Raw genomic sequence first — 14,417 nt, 5'->3', positions numbered from 1 at the left:
AAGCTTTTCGTCCGCATGCGTAGGATATGTCCCCCTCTGCTGCTCGCAATCGCCCTATCAGCGTGCGCTGGCGGGCCGCCGCTGCAATCGACCGATCGGCTGACGGTGGTCGAGAATAGTTCGGTATTGCCGCCACCTCATCGCGGAGATCTCACTGCCGCCGATCGCCCGGCATTGATCGGGCCGCTGGATACGATCCAGGTCGATGTCTTCAATGTTCCCGATCTCAGTCGGGAAATTCAGGTCGACGCCAGCGGACGTATCGCCATGCCGCTGATCGGAACGGTCGATGCGCGGGGACGTACCGCCGACGAGCTGGCGCGTACCGTCGAGACGGCGCTTCGCGGTCGCTACGTTCGTAATCCGGAAGTCACCGTCAATATCCGCAGTTCGGTCAGCCAAGTGGTGACGATCGACGGACAGGTAGTGGAACCGGGTCTGTACCCGGTCACCAACCAGATGACGCTCTTACGGGCGGTCGCATCTGCCAAAGGTCTCTCAGAGTTTGCGAAGGAAGACGACGTCGTCATCCTTCGCACGGTCGAAGGTCAGAAGATGGCCGGTCTGTACAACATCGCCGCAATCCGTCGTGGTGCCTACGACGATCCTCCAATCTACGCCAATGACATCGTCGTCGTCGGTGACTCGCCGTCGCGTCGCGCATTCCGCACTATCGTTTCTGTTGCACCTCTAGCGATCGCGCCGCTGATCGCGATCCTGCAAAGAAGGTAAGGCCCACCACTTTTATGAACATGGTTTCGTTCCCGCCCCGTGGTGGCACTTCGTCTGTTGAACCGGCACTCGCTGACCCGCAACCCAATGGCGACCCGGTGCCCTTGATCCGGCAATATCTTCGGATCGCGTTCCGTTGGCGCTACGTCATCCTCGGGGCGGTGGCTGCCTGTGCACTGCTTGGGATTGTCATCACGCTGCTGATGACCCCGAAATACACCGCCTACACCACGGTCGAAATTTCCCGCGAGGCCGACAAGGTCACGTCGTTCCAGGGGGTGCAGAGCGACGCCAGCATCGCGGATCAGGAATTTTACCAGACGCAGTATGGTTTGCTGCGCTCACGCTCCTTGTCGGAGCGTGTCGCGACCCAGCTTCGCGTCGTCGACGATCCCAAATTTTTTGAAAAAATGCGGTTCGCCAGCAAAAGCCCGATCTTCCAGACCGTCAATGGTCGCTATCCGGCGGCTGGGCACAAGGATCGACTGCGGATCGCTGGAGAAATCTTACTCAAGAACCTGTCTGTCGATCCTACGCGCTTGTCACGTCTGGTCGATATCGGATTCACCAGCCCTAACCCCGAACTGTCGGCACAGGTAGCCAACGCGTGGGCGGATAATTTCATCCAGATCAATCAAGAACGAAAGATTCAGGCGACTTCCTACGGTCGTAATCTGCTTCAGCGCCAGCTCGCCTTGCAGAAGGAGCGGCTGGATGAGTCGCAGCGGCAGCTGGTGGGTTATGCATCGGACCAGCAGATCATCAATCTGCCAACGTCTTCTGGCAACGGAACGACGTCGGAACGCTCAATCGTTGCGGACAATCTCGCCGCTCTCAACACCGCGTTGACGCAGGCCACCACAGATCGCATCCAGGCGGAGGCTAAGTACCAGCAGGTGGGCCGCGCCGGTGCCTCGGCTGAGGCGCTTCGTAATCAGGCGATCAACAGCTTGCGACAGCGCCGCGCCGAACTGGCCGCTGACTATCAGCGGCTGATGGTACAGTTCGAGCCAGGCTATCCTGCCGCCAAGGCGATCCAGTCGCAGATCGACCAGCTTGATCGGTCGATTGCGCGGGAGGAAGGCCGTGTCTCGGGCTCGCTACAGGCTGAGTATCGTGAAGCACGGGAGCGCGAAAGCGCGTTGCAGGCTAAAGTGGACCAGTTGAAGGCCAGCTATCTGGATCTTCGTCGCCGCAGCATCCAGTACAATATTTATCAGCAGGAAGTAGACACTAACCGTGCCCTATATGACGGCCTGCTTCAGCGTTTCAAGGAAATCGGCGTCGCCGGGGGCGTTGGCGTAAACAACGTTTCGGTTGTCGACCCTGCCGACGTGCCGCAGAGTCCGTCGAGCCCAAGACTGATGGTCAATCTGATCGTGTCGATCCTAGCGGGCATTTGCATCGGTGGCGCACTCGCGTTCGCTCTCGAGCAGATGGATGAAGCGATCGCTGATCCGGTAGAAGTCGAGCGGCGGCTGGGTCTTCCGCTGCTCGGCACCGTGCCGAAGGTATCGGCGGACATGACACCACGCGACGCGCTGCTTGATCGCAAGTCCGAATTGGTTGACGCTTATCTTGCGGTTCAGACCAACTTGGCCTTTACGACCGAACATGGCGTGCCGCGTACCTTTGCGGTGACGTCGACCCGTCCGGCCGAAGGCAAGTCGACGACGGCATTGGCCCTCGCAACGACGTTGGTTCGTGGCCATCGCAAGGTGATCCTGGTCGACGGCGATATGCGCTCCCCATCGATCCACCATCTCGGTGGGGTCGATCACAACCGTGGTCTCAGCAATTTCCTTGCCGGTGACGACAATATCAGCACGCTGACGTTCGAAATGTCGGATCTGGGCTTTACGGCAATGTCGGCTGGCCCGATCCCGCCGAATGCGGCCGAGTTGCTCACCGGTACCCGATTGTCGGTGTTGTTCGAGCGTTTGCTTGAAACCTACGACCATGTCGTGGTCGACTCTCCGCCCGTCATGGGCCTTGCCGATGCGCCATTGATCGCCAGCCGTGTTGAGGGCGTGATCTATGCCGTGGAGTCGCATGGTATACGCTCGAGCTTGGTCAAGACGGCGCTGGCCCGCCTGAGTTCGGCCAATGCCCGCATCATCGGTGGTGTTCTGACCAAGTTCGAAGCCCGCAAGGCTCATTACGGCTATGGCTATGAATATGGCTATGGTTATGGCCGGGACAGCAAGGCGAAGGCATAGGCCGGGGCTATGGCGCGACGTCATTCGCGAGTTCGTCGATCACGGGCGGAATGGGCAGGGCTTGGAGCGCTGTCCGTCGTAGCTGCCTTTATTGGCTTTCAAAGTGTGGCCTTCACTGCCGCTCAAGTGACAGCCAAAGCCGACCCGGCGACGGCGCATCGGTTGGCACCGGCGAACGCTTACGCCAGCGCGGCGCTGGCCGCTTCGTTATCGGGGGCGGATGCCAGCCCTGCGGATCGTCGGCGTGCGGATGAATTGGCGTGGAGCGCGTTGCGCCACGATCCGACCGTGGCGACTGCCGCTTCAGCACTGGGGCTCAACGCACAGGTGCGTGGCGACACGGCTGCAGCCAAGCGTTTGTTCGATTATGTGGAAACGCTTTCCCGGCGTGACTTGCAAACCCAGTTATGGGCAATCGAGTATGCCGTAAGCCGCGGCGATGTGCCCGGCGCGCTGCGCCATTATGATATAGCGTTGCGAACCTCGCCCGAATCTGCTCAGACGCTGTTCCCCGTTTTAGTTTCGGCGAGTGCCGATCCGGATATCCGTGCGGCGCTGACCCGAACGCTTGCTGGCGGCTCGCCGTGGAGTGAGGGCTTCGTGAACTTCGCCGCGTCCAGTGGTGCCGATCCGAAAGCGATCACGCAGTTGTTCGTCGCTTTGCATCGTGCAGGCGTTGCGGTGTCTGATAACGCGCGGGCGAGCTTGGTCAGCAAATTGATCTCGGCCGGCGCTCTGGAAGATGCGTGGGCTTATTATGCCGAAAGCCATCGTGGTGCCGATCGTCGTCAGTCGCGTGATCCCCGTTTCCGGAATATGGATACGCCTTCGCTGCTGGACTGGGTCCCGATCAGCGATGGTGGCGTCAGCGCTTCCATCCAGCGTGACGGCGATGCGGGGGTCTTGGAATTCTCCGCTCCGTCCAGTGCGGGGGGGCCTGTCGTCGAACAGCTGCAACTGCTGCCCCCCGGGAGTTACCGGATCCAGGGGCATAGCGACGGCATCGACCAAGCGGTCGAGGCGCGGCCTTATTGGATATTGCAATGTCGTGAGGGGCGCGAGCTCGGTCGGGTGGTTCTGCCTAATTCAGCGGCGGCGAGGGGCGAGTTCGATGGTCGTTTCACCGTGCCCCAAGGCTGCCCCGTACAGATGCTGGCGCTGGTCCTTCGCCCCTCGGAGGCGGTTTCGGGTGTTTCCGGCCGGATCGACCGCGTTCAGCTGACGCCGATCCGGTAAAGAGGTGAAAGCGAAAGGACGTACCATGCGTGCCATATCCATAGCGGCCCTCTGCTTGGCCTTTGCGTCGCCCCTATCGGCGCAGAGCCGCACGCAAGATCAGACGCAAGAGCAAGAACAGGATCAGCCGCAGCAGCAGGCTGCGTCGCCTTTGCCTGTTCAAACGGGCAGAAATGCGTCGTCATCCGTCGGTGTCGTGGGACAGCGACAATCGACGCAAGCTGGCGTGAACGTCGCTCCGATGGGAAGGGTCAACGCGCGGATTGAATCTCGCATCCAGTCACGGATCGCCAGCCGGATCGACCGCAACTATAATCCGCAAACCAATTCGACCACCTCAATCACGACCGCCGCAGACCAGGTTCGCATCGCTGGGGCGGGGCGCTGATCGTCTATATGCGGCCAACTACGGGTTGGCAGGCGGCCGCATATAGACGTCGAGAGGGCGCTGCCGTGGCGTTAGGCGACAGTCAATCGTGCCTCGCCGTGGTGGTCCAAGAACCAGCGATACGTGGACGCGATGCCGTCCTCCAGGGCAATGGCCGGATGCCAGCCCATGCTCTGCAACTTGGATCCGCTCATCAGCTTGCGCGGCGTACCATCAGGCTTGCTTTCGTTGCGAACGATAGCGCCATCGAAGCCGACCGCACGCGCGACCATTTCGGTCAGTTCGAGGATGGTCACGTCACTGCCCGAGCCGACATTGACATGCTCGTCGTCGGAATAATTCTTCATCAGGAAGACGCAGGCATCCGCCAGGTCGTCGACGTGCAGAAATTCCCGCCTAGGGGTGCCCGTACCCCAGATTTCGATCTCACCTGCGCCATCATGCTTCGCTTGATGCGCCTTGCGCATCAGTGCCGGCAAGACATGGCTGCTATTCAGATCGAAATTGTCGCCGGGGCCGTAGAGGTTGGTCGGCATTGCCGAAATGAAATCGCGACCATGCTGGCGGCGGTAAGCCTGGGCCAGCTTGATGCCTGCGATCTTCGCGATCGCATACCACTCGTTGGTCGGCTCCAGCGGGCCGGTCAACAGCGCGCTTTCCTCGATCGGTTGAGGGGCCAGCTTTGGATAGATGCATGACGAGCCAAGGAACATCAGCTTGCCGACATCGCTACGATGCGCTGCCTCGATGACGTTAGCCTCGATCATCAGATTGTCGTAGAGAAAGTCGGCCGGATACGTGTCGTTCGCCAAGATGCCACCGACCTTGGCAGCCGCGAGGAAGACCGCATCGGGCTTTTCCTGTGCGAACCATTCGCGGACCGCGCGCTGGTCCTGTAGGTCGAGTTCGGCCCGGGTGGCAGTGAGAACGGTGCAGCCCTCACTCGCCAGTCGTCGCACGATCGCTGAGCCGACCATGCCACGATGACCGGCGACATAGACGCGCTTGCCGGAAAGATCGAACGCCCCCGCCGCCATCATGCGTCCTTGGCGATCGGTGCATCGCGCATGACCTGAAGGTCGGCCAGCACCATCTCACGGGCAAGCTCTCGCACCGATGTTTGATGTACCCAGCCGAGCTTGGTCTTGGCCTTGGTGGGGTCGCCGATGAGAAGGTCGACCTCGGTCGGACGAAAATAGCGCGGATCAACCTCGATCAGGCATTTGCCCGTTTCGGCGCAATAGCCCTTTTCGTCAACGCCCGTACCTTCCCAGCGGAGCGTGATGCCGACATCGGCGAACGCCCATTCGACAAAGGTGCGGACCGGCGTCGTCTCTCCCGTCGCCAGCACGAAGTCATCCGGCTCATCCTGCTGGAGCATCAGCCACATGCCACGGACATATTCTCGGGCATGGCCCCAGTCGCGCTTGGCATCGAGATTACCGAGCCACAACTTGTCCTGCCGGCCGAGTTTGATCGCGGCAGCGGCGCGCGTGATCTTGCGCGTGACGAAAGTTTCACCACGCAAGGGGCTTTCATGATTGAACAGAATGCCGTTCGACGCATGCATGCCATAAGCCTCGCGGTAGTTTACCACGATCCAATAAGCATACATCTTGGCCGCGCCGTACGGCGAACGCGGATAGAAGGGCGTGGTTTCCTTCTGCGGCACTTCCTGCACGAGGCCATACAGCTCCGAGGTCGATGCCTGATAGAAGCGGCAGGTCTTTTCCATGCCGAGAATGCGGATCGCTTCCAGGAGACGCAGTGTACCGATGCCATCGGCATTGGCGGTATATTCCGGCGTCTCGAAGCTCACCGCGACGTGGCTCTGCGCGGCCAGATTGTAGATTTCGTCGGGCTTGGTCTGTTGAACCAGGCGGATCAGGTTGGTTGAATCGGTCAGGTCGCCGTAATGCAAGTGGAAGCGGGGGTTTTCCTCGTGCGGATCTTGATAGATATTCTCGATCCGACCGGTGTTGAACGACGACGAACGCCGCTTCACACCGTGGACGATGTAGCCCTTCTCTAGCAGAAATTCCGCGAGATAGGCACCGTCCTGACCGGTTACACCTGTGATAAGCGCCGTCTTCTGAGCCATGAAGCCTTCATTCCTGCCTGACATGCGTGGCGCCATGCGCCAGATGCATGGCGCGTTGCAAGCTATTGCCGATTCTTTTGATCCGATTGATCCCTTGCCTCCGCCTGAAACTGCGCGCGAACAGCAACGCAGCGCCGGAGGCGGGGTTGGCCATCACAGTTGCAACGGGGCGGCGGGATCTGCCGGCTTTCGAACCAGCCTGGGAAAGGATGCAGATCGTTTTTCTGAAACAGCGGTTTCGCAACATCATCGAGACAACACGTGCTGGACTGGATTTCATAATCGACTATCAGCGGGGCACACATGTCGACCGTAACTCTCAACACCGGCCGCTCTTTTGCGGCAGACACAGCCATCTCCATCTTGGATGCCGCGCGCAATGCTGGCGTCACGCTTGAGTATAGCTGTCGAACGGGGCGCTGCGGGATATGCAAGGCGCCTGTCGTATCTGGCACAACAAAAACGCTGCGCGTCGAAGAAAGCCTGACTGAAGGGGAGGCGGGCGAGGGGCTGGTACTCACCTGTTGCCGAGCGGCGACGAGCGACGTGGTGCTGGATATAGAGCCCCTCGACCGGCTGGCTGGCCTTGAAATCCGGACCGTGCCAAGTCGGATCGTATCGATCGACAGGCTGGCGATCGATATCGTCCGGGTGGTGCTCAAAACTCCACCGTCCTCCCCGATGCGCTTTCTCCCCGGCCAGTATATTGACGTCTTGGCCGAGGGTGTCCGGCGCAGCTACAGTCTGGCCAACGCTCCGCGGGCGGATGGTATGCTGGAGCTCATCATCAAGCGGTATCCGGGCGGCGTGCTGAGCGGTTACTGGTTCGACCGTGCCAAGCCCAATGACCTGATCCGGATCGAGGGGCCTTTTGGGACCTTCTTCCTGCGGGACGAGGCGCCGCGCGACATCGTTTTTCTTGCAACGGGCACCGGCATTGCTCCGGTCAAGGCGCTGCTGGAGGAACTGGCCGCCGATCCTGAACGCGCTGCACGCCATCGCCTTCACGTCTTCTGGGGCAATCGCGAGGCGGAAAATTTCTGCTGGGATCCGGTGGACCTCGGCCTCGACGTAGGCTTCCATCATCTGCTATCGGGCGGGGATGCCAGCTGGGGCGGCAAGCGAGGGTATGTGCAGGACGCGGCAATCCATCATGGGTTTGATCCCGTCGATACAGTTGTCTATGCTTGTGGTTCGAACGCGATGATCGCGTCGGCGCGTACCGCAATGACTGCACTTGGCCTTCCGGCCAGACGTTTCTTCTCCGACGCATTCGTCAGCTCAAACTGAGATAGGACCCGATGAAGGCAGTTATTCTAGCCGGCGGCCTCGGCACGCGTTTTGCCGAAGAAACCAGCCTGAGGCCCAAGCCCATGATCGAGATCGGGGGGCGCCCGATCCTATGGCATATCATGAAGATCTATGCGGCGCACGGCGTCACGGACTTCGTGATCTGCTGCGGTTACAAGGGTTACGTCATCAAGGAGTATTTCGCCAACTACTTCCTGCACATGTCGGATGTGACCTTCGACATGAAGGCGAACGAAATGATCGTGCACGAGCGCCGCGCCGAGCCGTGGAAGGTAACGCTGATCGACACCGGCGATACGTCGATGACGGGTGGACGGCTGAAGCGTGTAGCAGATCACGTGAAGGACGAAGAAGCCTTTTTCTTCACCTATGGTGACGGTGTCGGCGACATCGACATTACCGCGTCGCTGGAATACCACCGTTCGCACGGCAAGGCGGCGACGCTGACCGCCACCTATCCCCCGGGCCGCTTCGGCGCGCTGCACATGGAGGATGGTCGGATCACGGACTTCCTTGAAAAGCCGCAAGGCGATGGGGGCATGATCAATGGCGGGTTCTTCGTCCTCAGCCCCAAGGTGCTCGACTATCTGGAGGGCGATGACACCGTCTGGGAGCAGGAGCCACTGCGGACGCTCGCTTCGGACGGCGAACTGATGGCTTACGAGCATCACGGCTTTTGGCAGCCCATGGATACGCTGCGTGACAAGCAGCACCTCGAAAGCCTGTGGAGCGGCGGCAAGGCTCCCTGGTGCGTGTGGCGGTGAGCGTACCTTCCGGCACCGTCGATCCTGCCTTCTGGGCGGGCAAGCGCGTGTTCCTGACGGGGCATACGGGCTTCAAGGGAAGCTGGATGGCTTTGTGGCTCCAGCGGATGGGGGCCGAGGTTACCGGCTTTGCGCTGGCGCCCCCCACCACGCCGGCGTTGTTCGATGTGGCTCGTGTGGCGGACGGCATGACGTCCATCATTGGCGACATCCGCGATCGCCAGACGCTGGAACAGGCGCTGGTATTGGCCGATCCCGAGATCGTCATCCACATGGCGGCCCAGCCACTGGTGCGTGCGTCCTACGACGATCCGGTCGGCACCTATGCCACCAACGTCATGGGCACGGTCCATCTGCTCGAGGCGGTCCGTCGGGTGCCGGGCGTGCGCGCCTGCGTCGTCGTGACGACCGACAAATGCTACGAGAACCGCGAATGGCCCTGGGGCTATCGCGAGGACGAGGCGATGGGGGGGTATGATCCCTATTCCAACTCCAAGGGCTGCGCTGAGCTGGTCACGTCTGCCTATCGCCGCTCGTTCTTTAGCGACGGCAAGACGGCATTGGCGTCCGGTCGAGCGGGCAATGTCATCGGCGGAGGCGACTGGGCCGATGACCGGCTCATTCCCGACATCCTGCGCGCGGTCGCCAAGGGCGAGCCCGTGTCGATCCGCAACCCGATTTCCATCCGGCCCTGGCAGCATGTGCTGGAGCCGGTTGGAGGCTATCTGGTTCTCGCGCAGGCGTTGTGGAGCATGCCCGAAGCTGCCGCGGAAGCGTGGAACTTTGGCCCGCGCGATGACGATGCTCAGCCTGTCCAATGGATTGTCGAGCGCATGTGTGAGGCCTGGGGCAATGGCGCTACCTGGGTCCATGACGAGAATGTCCAGCCCCATGAGGCACGCTATCTTAAGCTGGATATCTCTAAGGCGCGTGCAGGCCTGCGTTGGACGCCCCGCTGGAGCCTAGCTCAAGCCTTGGAAAGCATCGTTGCCTGGCATCGCGCCTGGCTGGCCGGTGCCGACATGCACCAATATTGCAATACCGAGCTGGAGCGCTTCGTGGCGGCTCCCCTCAATCAAGCCGCGTAAGGATTTCTGTTTTCATGACCGCTGACGACCTCCGCAAGCAAATTCGTGCCCTGGTCACCCAGTACGCCGAAACCCAATTTGCGCCTAAGCCCTTCGTACCGGGCGAGAGCATCATCCCGCCAGCCGGCAAGGTGATCGGCGCCCCTGAGATCGAGTTGATGGTCGAGGCTTCGCTCGACGGTTGGCTGACCACGGGACGCTTCAATACCGAGTTTGAAGCCAAGCTCGGTCGGATCGTTGGAGCGCCCTTCGTGCTGACGACCACGTCGGGTTCGTCGGCGAACCTGCTGGCGCTGTCTTGCCTCACAAGCCACAAGCTGGGCGAACGCCGCCTCAAGCCCGGCGATGAAATCATCACCGTCGCGGCTGGTTTCCCGACGACGGTCAACCCGTCGATTCAGCATGGGCTGGTTCCCGTCTTCGTCGACGTCGATGTTCCGACCTACAATATTGACGTCTCGCTGATCGAAGCGGCCATCACAGACAAGACCGGCGCGATCATGATCGCGCACACGCTCGGTAATCCGTTCAATCTGGCCGAAGTACGGCGCATCTGCGACGAGCATGATCTGTGGTTGGTCGAGGATTGCTGCGACGCGCTCGGTGCCACCTACGACGGCAAGAAGGTTGGGTTGTGGGGCGATGTCGCCACCCTGTCTTTCTATCCGGCGCATCACATCACGATGGGGGAAGGCGGAGCGGTCTTCACGCGCTCGGCCGAACTTAAGCCGATCATCGAGTCGATCCGCGACTGGGGCCGCGACTGCTATTGCGCACCGGGTTGCGATAACACGTGTGGTTCGCGGTTCGGTCAGCAGCACGGCACGCTGCCGTTCGGCTATGACCACAAGTATGTCTACAGCCATATCGGTTATAATCTGAAGATCACCGATATGCAGGCGGCTTGCGGCTTGGCACAGCTCGATCGTGTCGACGATTTCGTCGAGGCCCGTCGCCGCAACTTCCGCCTGCTCACCGAGCGGCTGAAGGGTATGGAAGAGATCTTCATCCTGCCGGAGGCGACACCCAATTCGGATCCGTCGTGGTTTGGCTTCCCCTTGATGATTCGGGATGGCGTGGATGCCAAGCGTGTCGACGTCACACGCTTCCTCGACCAGAACAAGATCGGCACCCGCTTGCTGTTTGCGGGCAACCTGACGCGACAGCCCTATTTCCAGAACGTCGAATATCGCGTGGTGGGGGATCTGACTCAGACCGACCGAGTGATGAACAACACGTTCTGGCTTGGGCTGTACCCGGCATTGGGAAGCGAACATTTCGACTATGTCGGCGAGAAGCTCGAAGAATTTTTCGGGCTGAATTTCTGATAAGTTGGGCATCGGCCTTTGTCGGAAGGTCGATACGGGCAGGTTTCGAATGAGGGTTTCAGGCGCCTGCGGGCTGGCAAATGCGGATCATGAGTTGTGATCCTATCGCCCGCCCGCGGCGCCTGATTCTTTATCCGCGGCTGCCGTGCAGTATATAGCGCGAAGGGCAAGACAGACGCTCGGTAATATCGAGTCTATTCGCCTTTTCGGATCGTTGGAAGCAAGCGGTCGAGCCGGTTCTTCGCTTGTGTGGTAGCAGAATGAGACCGTGCTATCGTGGACGCGGTGTTGCGAAGTTGAGGAGTGTTTGAGCTCGCAATGGAATATTATGTCCACACTCGATATGGCCCTTGGCATCGTTTACGCGTACAGGTGGCCGGTGGATTGGTAGCGGCGTTTGCTCCCTACCTCCTACGTTTGGCAATGATCTGGGGTGACCCCAACCTTCTTGTCGGTGCAAATGACGGCATCGCCGTGTTGCACCTGACGTTTGTGCTAAGTCTGTTATGCATCCTCGCCGGTTCGCTCATCATGCGAAGCATGTCGCGTTATCCCGGCGTCGAGGGCAGTGCATCCATTCTACCCGCCTTTTCTGCGGCTTTCGGCGTGATGCTGTTGGTTCTCGTTATGGGGCGGATCGAGTATAACCGCTTCGTTCTGGCCGGGTCTTATGGCTTGGTCTTGCTGTGGTTCTATCTGGTTCATTTCAAGGAGCAGCGTCGTTCGTTGCGCATCGGGATCATACCCAATGCGCCGATCGATCCGGCATTGTCTCAAATTCGACGTGTCGAGCCTGTCATACTTGATAGCCCCGAGGCCAATGTTGGTGGAATAGATGCCATCGCAGCAGATTTAAGAGTGGATATGTCGCCCGAATGGGAAAGGCGGCTTGCCGATTATGCGCTTGAAGGGCTGCAGATATTCCATATCAAGCACCTCATCGAGTCCCTAACGGGACGTATCGCGCTCGAGCATCTATCGGAAACCAGTTACGGCACGCTCTCGCCGTCTTCCGTGTACTTGGTGGTCAAGCAAGTTTTCGATTGGCTGGCTGCACTGATCGCCCTGATTGTCCTTTTGCCATTACTTCTTATCCTGGCGCTTATCATCAGGCTTGATTCCAAGGGGCCGGCAATATTCAAGCAGCGACGTATTGGCTATCGTGGAAAGCCTTTTGTCGTTTATAAGTTCCGGACTATGACGAATAGCGCTCCCCAGACAGAGCAGCGCGTCGCAGCCATGACCCAAGACAATGATGTCCGCATCACCCGTATTGGTGGGGTGTTGCGCCAGACCCGGATTGATGAGCTTCCTCAGATATTCAATGTTCTCAAAGGACAAATGAGCTGGATTGGGCCACGGCCGGAAGCGGAAGTCCTGTCGCGTTGGTATGAGGACAATATACCCTTTTATCGGTATCGGCATATCGTGCGACCAGGGATTACCGGATGGGCACAAGTTAACCAGGGCCATGTCGCCGAATTAGAAGACGTAACAAGTAAGCTCCATTACGATTTTTACTATATCAAGAATTTTTCACCTTGGATTGATATGTTGATCGTAGTGCGCACTGCATGGACAATGTTGACCGGATTTGGCGCTCGGTAACGCGAAGCGATACGTATTAATTACGAAGCTCAGGTTGTCACCGTAAGTGTGGTGCGAGGGCACTTTGAGAATAGTAGGAGCAGCGCCGAGGTCGAAACTGACGTCATGGGTTGGACGGCCCCTGCACCAGCGTAGCTGTGCAATGATGTGGTCGTTGAGCCATGTGTGGACGACCCCTGCGGTGCAAGTGCTTTCGTGCGGCGATGAGCACCGGTCGGGTGCATCCATGTGTTCGGCCTGTTCGTGCAGCACCGCATGGCTGCTGGCCCTGATGAAGTCCGCGGATCGGATCCCTAATCACGTCATCGCGCTTGAAGCGCTTTGCTCCCCTGGGTTTGTTCGATCCCCGGTCTGACCGGTTTGTCATCACCACTCAGCTGCCCCTACACCATCCTGCCGGCCGCTCAGCGGTCGGCGAGGACAGCGGTCACGCGGCAGCCGCCGCGTAGACCTCCTTGCGCGCCATCACCGCCCAGGCGATGCGCGCTGTGGACCTAAAACACGTTCTTCGCCAGATCGACCCCGACGGTCACGACATCCTGGTGCATGGATCGACTCCTAGACGTGGCTCAACGACCACATCATTGCACAGCTACGCTGGTGCAGGGGCCGTCCAACCCATCACGTCAGTTGGACCGACCGAACATGATCTCGATGCGGCTTCGTCGCCGATGGTGCCGCTTGTCGTATCTGACCGGCTCGTTGCGTGATCGCCGGCCTGGAATGCGGGGCTGGATGCCTTTGGCTTGCAGGGCGTCCCTGAACCAGTCGGCGTCATAGCCGCGATCGCGGAGCAGCCATTGTGCCTTGGGCATGTCGTCGAGCAGCGCTGCCGCTCCGGTGTAGTCGCTGGCCTGGCCAGCAGTCATGAAAAAGCTCAGGGGCCGGCCGTTCGCGTCGGCAACGGCGTGGAGCTTGGTATTCATGCCGCCCTTGGTGCGGCCGATCAGGCGGCCGAGATTCCCATTTAACCTGCAGGCTCGATGCCGTGCGGTGCGCCTTCAGGTAGGTCGCGTCGATCATGACCGTCTGCGGCTCGGCGCCAACTGCAGCCAGACCTTCCATCATGCGCGTGAACACACCGGCCTCGCCCCAACGCCTCCACCGATTGTAGAGCGTCTTGTGCGGGCCGTAGGCGCTGGGTGCGTCTCGCCCGCGCAACCCGTTGCGGTTGACGAACACGATGTCGCTCAGCGCCCGCCGGTTATCCACGCGGCGTGCCATGGCTCCTGAGAAAGAACGGTCCCAGCCGCTCCATCTGCTCATCCGTCAGCCAAAACAGGTTGCTCATTCCGGTCTCCTTGCGGAGCCTGGATCAGATCGCGACGCTTACATCAATGGGTTCTCACCCTAGCACAACATAAACTTAACATAACAATTATTATTGAACTTTCTGTCGTATTGGTGGTAAGCTACAGAAAGGGCAGTCAGGCCAAAAATCTGCACAATCAATGTTAAAAATGTGCATCATAGTGCGAACACTTGCACTCTGCATGGTACTGATATCGATGCGATCCACATGAACTGGTCCCATCTCAACCAGACGAATTTGAGCCTAAGAAGGAGGCTTGGGGCTATCCCCTGAGCATAGGCTTATGTCCGTGTCCGAGATCATCACCGACGGCGGTCGTCGCCGTCACTG

The 14,417-nt window shown here is 59.7% G+C and carries 11 protein-coding genes and 1 pseudogene; 9 read left to right on the top strand and 3 right to left on the bottom strand.

The features are described 5' to 3' along the window. Positions 1–105: 105 nt before the first annotated feature. The 4 genes from GGR45_RS17295 to GGR45_RS17280 are packed head-to-tail and all read left to right on the top strand — an operon-like array spanning position 106 to position 4,575. Positions 106–732 (top strand): polysaccharide biosynthesis/export family protein, encoded by a 627-nt coding sequence (locus GGR45_RS17295; protein ID WP_343051218.1) that lies wholly within the window; start codon positions 106–108, stop codon positions 730–732. Between the two features lie 14 nt (positions 733–746). Beyond that, entirely contained in the window at positions 747–2,951 is a 2,205-nt protein-coding gene (locus tag GGR45_RS17290; protein WP_217497872.1) for a GumC family protein, read from the top strand. A gap of 9 nt (positions 2,952–2,960) precedes the next feature. Further along, a complete protein-coding gene (locus GGR45_RS17285; protein ID WP_175310649.1) occupies positions 2,961–4,187 on the top strand; it encodes a tetratricopeptide repeat protein in 1,227 nt (408 codons plus the stop codon). 25 nt (positions 4,188–4,212) lie between these two features. Beyond that, a complete protein-coding gene (locus GGR45_RS17280; protein WP_175310648.1) occupies positions 4,213–4,575 on the top strand; it encodes a hypothetical protein in 363 nt (120 codons plus the stop codon). Between the two features lie 71 nt (positions 4,576–4,646). Here GGR45_RS17280 and fcl read toward each other — a convergent pair whose 3' ends face one another. Both fcl and gmd read right to left on the bottom strand, forming a co-directional pair. Next, complete coding sequence (gene fcl / locus GGR45_RS17275; RefSeq protein WP_217497877.1) at positions 4,647–5,612, bottom strand: GDP-L-fucose synthase; 966 nt, start codon at positions 5,610–5,612, stop codon at positions 4,647–4,649. Beyond that, positions 5,612–6,676 (bottom strand): GDP-mannose 4,6-dehydratase, encoded by a 1,065-nt coding sequence (gmd, locus tag GGR45_RS17270; RefSeq protein ID WP_175310646.1) that lies wholly within the window; start codon positions 6,674–6,676, stop codon positions 5,612–5,614. Before gmd ends, fcl begins: the two co-directional genes overlap by 1 nt. A 303-nt stretch (positions 6,677–6,979) precedes the next feature. Between gmd and GGR45_RS17260 the strand changes: the two genes are divergently transcribed. The 5 genes from GGR45_RS17260 (at position 6,980) to GGR45_RS17240 (ending at position 12,775) form a co-directional block, all read left to right on the top strand. Continuing rightward, on the top strand, positions 6,980–7,966 hold the full coding sequence (locus GGR45_RS17260; protein WP_175310645.1) for an FAD-binding oxidoreductase: 987 nt from the start codon (positions 6,980–6,982) through the stop codon (positions 7,964–7,966). An 11-nt stretch (positions 7,967–7,977) separates the two neighbouring features. Then, positions 7,978–8,751, top strand: a complete 774-nt coding sequence (gene rfbF, locus GGR45_RS17255) for a glucose-1-phosphate cytidylyltransferase (protein ID WP_175310644.1) — start codon at positions 7,978–7,980, stop codon at positions 8,749–8,751. After that, positions 8,748–9,839, top strand: coding sequence for a CDP-glucose 4,6-dehydratase (gene rfbG / locus GGR45_RS17250; RefSeq protein WP_343051217.1), 1,092 nt, complete (start codon positions 8,748–8,750; stop codon positions 9,837–9,839). Before rfbF ends, rfbG begins: the two co-directional genes overlap by 4 nt. A 14-nt stretch (positions 9,840–9,853) precedes the next feature. Next, positions 9,854–11,167 (top strand): lipopolysaccharide biosynthesis protein RfbH, encoded by a 1,314-nt coding sequence (rfbH, locus tag GGR45_RS17245; RefSeq protein WP_175310643.1) that lies wholly within the window; start codon positions 9,854–9,856, stop codon positions 11,165–11,167. Between the two features lie 318 nt (positions 11,168–11,485). After that, positions 11,486–12,775 carry an exopolysaccharide biosynthesis polyprenyl glycosylphosphotransferase gene (locus GGR45_RS17240; RefSeq protein ID WP_175310642.1) on the top strand — a complete coding sequence of 430 codons (1,290 nt, stop codon included), beginning with the start codon at positions 11,486–11,488 and terminating at the stop codon, positions 12,773–12,775. A gap of 635 nt (positions 12,776–13,410) precedes the next feature. Here GGR45_RS17240 and GGR45_RS17235 read toward each other — a convergent pair. Beyond that, a pseudogene (locus tag GGR45_RS17235) lies at positions 13,411–14,066 on the bottom strand (IS5 family transposase); the annotation flags it as partial. Positions 14,067–14,417: the final 351 nt, after the last annotated feature.

The sequence above is a fragment of the Sphingomonas zeae genome, from assembly GCF_014197135.1.
GTDB classification, from domain to species: domain Bacteria; phylum Pseudomonadota; class Alphaproteobacteria; order Sphingomonadales; family Sphingomonadaceae; genus Sphingomonas; species Sphingomonas zeae.
This window is presented reverse-complemented; position numbering and strand designations above follow the sequence as displayed.

Coding starts and splice junctions, on each gene's coding strand:
- GGR45_RS17290 (WP_217497872.1), top strand. CDS start 747: ATGAACATGGTTTCGTTCCCGCCCCGTGGTGGCACTTCGTCTGTTGAA.
- GGR45_RS17285 (WP_175310649.1), top strand. CDS start 2,961: ATGGCGCGACGTCATTCGCGAGTTCGTCGATCACGGGCGGAATGGGCA.
- GGR45_RS17280 (WP_175310648.1), top strand. CDS start 4,213: ATGCGTGCCATATCCATAGCGGCCCTCTGCTTGGCCTTTGCGTCGCCC.
- fcl (WP_217497877.1), bottom strand. CDS start 5,612: ATGGCGGCGGGGGCGTTCGATCTTTCCGGCAAGCGCGTCTATGTCGCC.
- gmd (WP_175310646.1), bottom strand. CDS start 6,676: ATGGCTCAGAAGACGGCGCTTATCACAGGTGTAACCGGTCAGGACGGT.
- GGR45_RS17260 (WP_175310645.1), top strand. CDS start 6,980: ATGTCGACCGTAACTCTCAACACCGGCCGCTCTTTTGCGGCAGACACA.
- rfbF (WP_175310644.1), top strand. CDS start 7,978: ATGAAGGCAGTTATTCTAGCCGGCGGCCTCGGCACGCGTTTTGCCGAA.
- rfbH (WP_175310643.1), top strand. CDS start 9,854: ATGACCGCTGACGACCTCCGCAAGCAAATTCGTGCCCTGGTCACCCAG.
- GGR45_RS17240 (WP_175310642.1), top strand. CDS start 11,486: ATGGAATATTATGTCCACACTCGATATGGCCCTTGGCATCGTTTACGC.